The 4,036-nt window shown below is 74.1% G+C and carries 5 protein-coding genes; all 5 read right to left on the bottom strand.

Features of this window, described 5'->3' with window-relative positions; genetic code table 11:
• Window positions 1-996 (bottom strand): hypothetical protein (locus ABZ885_RS36895; RefSeq protein ID WP_360198904.1); only part of this gene is annotated, 996 nt, incomplete at its 3' end.
• Window positions 993-2,297, bottom strand: coding sequence for a baseplate J/gp47 family protein (locus ABZ885_RS36890; RefSeq protein WP_360198902.1), 1,305 nt, complete (start codon window positions 2,295-2,297; stop codon window positions 993-995). The genes ABZ885_RS36895 and ABZ885_RS36890, both read right to left, overlap by 4 nt.
• Window positions 2,298-2,304: 7 nt before the next feature.
• Complete coding sequence (locus tag ABZ885_RS36885) at window positions 2,305-2,700, bottom strand: hypothetical protein (protein WP_360198900.1); 396 nt, start codon at window positions 2,698-2,700, stop codon at window positions 2,305-2,307.
• A gap of 25 nt (window positions 2,701-2,725) precedes the next feature.
• Entirely contained in the window at window positions 2,726-3,070 is a 345-nt protein-coding gene (locus ABZ885_RS36880; RefSeq protein WP_360198898.1) for a hypothetical protein, read from the bottom strand.
• The coding region (locus ABZ885_RS36875; RefSeq protein WP_360198896.1) for a hypothetical protein at window positions 3,070-4,036 on the bottom strand (967 nt) is incomplete at its 5' end. The genes ABZ885_RS36880 and ABZ885_RS36875, both read right to left, overlap by 1 nt.

The following is a 4,036-nucleotide window of genomic DNA, read 5'->3' as shown; positions in this document are numbered from 1 at the left end:
CTCCACGGTGGTGGCGCCGTCGCCCTCGGCGAACCGGAGGTTCCCGGGCAGCCCGCGGCCGAAGTCGCCGGTGCCGAGCACCCAGCCGGCCCGGGTGCTCGCCGGGTCGGGGTGCCGGGTCAGCAGCAGGCCGTCCGACGGGGCCGGATCCGGGCGCACGAAGCACTCCACGGTCGCGTCCGCCGCCGGCCCGATGTCGAAGTCGGGGCTGCTCGGCACGGTGACGACGGCCGCGGGACCGGTGAATTGGAAGGCCCGCCCGTACCGGCCGGGGCTGCCCGGCAGGACCGGACCGGCGATCGTGCCGTGATGGCCGGTGCGCCCCGGGTAGCGCCCGGTGAGGTCCTCCACCTGCGGGGCCGCGCCGGCCTTGTCGTCCAGGTGGTACAGCGCGACGACGTGCTCGTCGTAGCCGTATGGCAGCGGCGGGAAGCGCGGCACTCCGAGGTCGGCCCCGATGAGGTCCAGGCTGGCGCCGGTGGCCTTGGACAGCCGGCGCTGGGCGAGGGTGCGGGCGAGGTGGTGGCGCAGCTGGTCCCGCTCGGCGCCGAGGGCCCACAGCAGCTTGCCGGTCGTGCCGAGCAGCGCGGTGAGCGACCAGCGCTCCGCGGCGCTCCCGTCGGCCGGTGCGGGCGTCGTCACCAGGCGGGTCAGCGTGGTCGCCTCGCTCGTCCCGGCCGGGAGCCGAAGGACGTAGGACGTCCCGGCCCGCGTCCCGGCCGGGACGGTGACGGACACCGGGCCGGCGGCGCCGCCCGGCCCGGCGAGGCCCACGTCGACCACGGTGGCGTGCTCGCAGTCCCGCACCAGCGCCAGGACGTAGACCGGTTCGGCCGGATGCCCGAAGGTCGCCCGATGGTCCGCGAAGTCGTACGGGGCGACCGTCGCGGTGGCCGCGTCGGAGCCCGGAAGGAGCGTCAGTGCGAGCGAGTCCGCGCCCCGGCCGAACGGCGCCGTGAGGTGGCGTGCCATCCGCACCGCGGCCAGGGTGCTCACCGGACCACCACCGCGAGGTCGATCAGGACGCTGTCCGGCCGGAAGACGGCCAGTTCGGTCGGCCCCATCACCAGGTTCTCGCCGACGGCGGCCTCGACCACCGCGGTCTGGTGCGGCACCGCGCCGAAGGTGATCCGCCCGAATGCCGGCGGGCACCGCCGCAGGTGCAGCTGCTGTACGTCGACGACCCCGGGCTGCTCGACGAACGCGGCCATCACGTGCGAGTACCGGACGTCGCCGCCGAGCCGCAGCCCGCCGATGTCGGCGGCCAGCCGCCGCAGGATCGCGGACCGCAGGGCCGCGCTGTCGGACCCGGCCTCGACGATGACGGTCGCGCGGACACCGGTGTCGATGTGGTTGGCCTCGACGATGTTGGCGTGCACGCCCACCGGACGCACCCGGTCCACCGCGTCCGACACGCGCTCGTACACCCCGGGCACCGGCCCGGTCGTCCGCCACGGCCACCGGTAGTCGTGGGCGACCAGCACGTCGAAGAAGTACGGCTCGCCGACGTGGCGTTCGGTGCTGAACAGCCGCTGGTCGAACGAGAACGCGTCGAAGTAGCTCTGGGACACGTCCACGCCGCCGAGCGGGTCGGACAGCACGACGTCCACGACGCCGTTCACGTCCAGGACCTCCTGGCGCACGCTGTCCAGGGTCCACAGGTCGCGGGCGAGCCCGGTGAGCCGGGCGCGGTAGACCGCGTCGGGTTCGCGCCGCCCGCCGCCGGTGGTGGGGACGGGGTTGGTCACCGTCAGGGTGGCCGGGGCGAAGTCGCCGAGGTACACCTGCTGCCAGACCGGGTCGACGACGGTGACCGTGCCCCGGTCTCGGTCGTACGTGTCGCCGCGGTCGACCGCGGCGACGGCGACGTCCGCGGTGGGGGCGGTCGCGCTCAGCCGGGCCGCGGCCGTGGTGGCGAACGCCCGCAGCGGCGCGGCCGCCGTCGTGACGACCGTCCCCTCCGGCACGACGTAGTCGCGCCCCGGAGCCGCCCCGGCCAGGGTGAACCGGACGGTGCCCTCGCTGAACAGGTCCCGGCGCTCCAGGCCGACGTCCTGCCCGAGCAGGTCGAGCGCGTCGCCGTACGCGGTGGAGACGAAGTTGGCGTAGTAGAGGTCCTCCATGAGCTTCCAGACCTCGGCGTCCTCGTGCGCCGCGACCTCCAGCAGCTTGCGGACCGGGCTGGTGCTGGTCAGGTCGACGCCGAGGACGGCCTTGACCCGGTCGACGCCCTCCTGGAGGAGGACGTCGAAGGGCTTGAGGACGAACCCCTCCTCGGTGACTCCGTACTCGGTCATCGGACGCTCACACCCCCACGTCGACCAGCAGCGAGGCCGGCTGGTCCGCGACCGTCTCGACCTCGACCCGGACCTTCCAGGACCGCGCGTGCCGGGTCTGCGGGTCGTCGTCGAAGGTGATCTGCCGGATGTCGCTCACCCGCGGGTCCGTCACCAGCGTGCGGACCAGGTTCAGCTCCAGCAGCTTGCGCACCAGCTGGGGCGGGTGCGCCTCGGTGAAGGCCCGGGTCACGTCGAGCCCGTAGCCGACGTTGAACTCGTCGGACCCGAACGGGGTGAGCACCCGCAGGGTGAGCGCCTGGAGCAGGTTGTCCGTGCCGCTGACCTCGGCCAACTGCCCGTCGCGTACGACCAGGTCGCCGTCCTGCATCAGCAGGCTGCGGCCGAACGGTCCGTCGTTCACGTCAATCCTCCTGGGTTGGCCCCGGCTACCGGGCCGTCAGCTTGGTCTGGCCGGCCGAGACGACCTGCCACATGACGGGCGCGGGCGGTGTCGCGTTGGTGAGTCCCCGGGCGGTGTCCAGCAGCACGGGCTGGCCCCGGACGGTGAGGGCGGTGCTGAGCCCGGTGGTGACCGAGGTCACCTTGAGGCACGGGGTCTGGCCGGCCGCCGCGTTGGTGTTGGCGCAGCCGGCGATCGTCGCGGCGGTGAGGTCGCTCTGGACCAGCACGGGCTGCCCGTCGACGGTGAGCGCGGTGCTTGCGGCCGGCACGGTGAGCCTGCCGCCGTGGATGCACTGCAGCACCGACGCGGTGGTGAGCGCGCCCGGCATCAGGACACCTTCACGGAGGGGCCGTCGAGCGTGAGGCTGACCTGGCCGTTGCCGAGCGTCAGCTTCTTTCCCGCGGCGGTGGTGATGGTCACGTTGCCGTCCTTGTCCACGGCGATCTTCGTGCCGCTTTGGTGCTCGATGGTGATCGTGCTGTCGGTCGGGGGAGTCGGCCGGGTGCCGACGTCCGGCAGCTTGTCGGCGCCGACGAGCAGCTGGAGTCCGGCGACCTGCACCACCCGGTGGCCGGTGGCGTCGGTGAGGTCGTTGGCGCCCTTGCCGACCGGGAGCCCGTCCGGGCCGAGCCGGGTGGGCAGGGCGAGCCAGTAGTCGCCGGCCCGGTTGCCGGGGTGCGCCTGGGCGGGGTTCTCCGGCCAGAGGAAACCGGTCACCACGGCGTCGTTCACCAGGCCGCGGTTGTGCGCCAGGACGGCGCGCATCTTCGGGTACACCGGCGTGATCAGGCCGCAGTTGTGGAACGCGAACGGGGAGGCGATCGGCTTGTTGTGCAGGTCCACCGCGGTGTCGACCGGGGCCGCCACGCTCGGGGCGACCACCGCGCCCGACGGGCTCTGCCCATAGTGCAGCGAGGCCAGGTGCTTGCCCTCGGCACCGGGCGCGTAGGCGGTGACCTCGCCCATGTCGATGGCCGGCCGCTCCTGCTGCTGGCGTTCCACGACGTCCCGCCAGCGGTCGACCACGCCCTGCACCCCGCCGCCGACCTGCGCCCGCTTGCCCGCCTCGGCGACCACCAGCTTGACGTCCACGGTGTAGCCGGAGCGGGAGTTGAACCGGTGGACGACGGCGCTGATCCGCATCGTCTGGTCGGGGACGCGGTTGACCCCGGTGACGGCGGCGACCTGGCCCACCCGCAGTCCGGGGTGGCCCAGCGCGGTCAGGCCGAGCGCCGCCCGCATCGGCACCGCGGGGGCGGCGGCCGGCGCCGGCCCGGGGGCGGGCTCCGGGGCC

It is taken from the genome of Kitasatospora sp. NPDC047058 (assembly GCF_040643935.1).
Classification (GTDB): domain Bacteria; phylum Actinomycetota; class Actinomycetes; order Streptomycetales; family Streptomycetaceae; genus Kitasatospora.
The sequence above is the reverse complement of the archived record's forward strand: the minus strand, read 5'-3'. Positions and strand labels throughout refer to the sequence as shown.

Excerpts from the sequence above, each read along its gene's own strand:
- ABZ885_RS36890 (WP_360198902.1), bottom strand. The coding sequence starts at position 2,297 with ATGACCGAGTACGGAGTCACCGAGGAGGGGTTCGTCCTCAAGCCCTTC.
- ABZ885_RS36880 (WP_360198898.1), bottom strand. The coding sequence starts at position 3,070 with ATGCCGGGCGCGCTCACCACCGCGTCGGTGCTGCAGTGCATCCACGGC.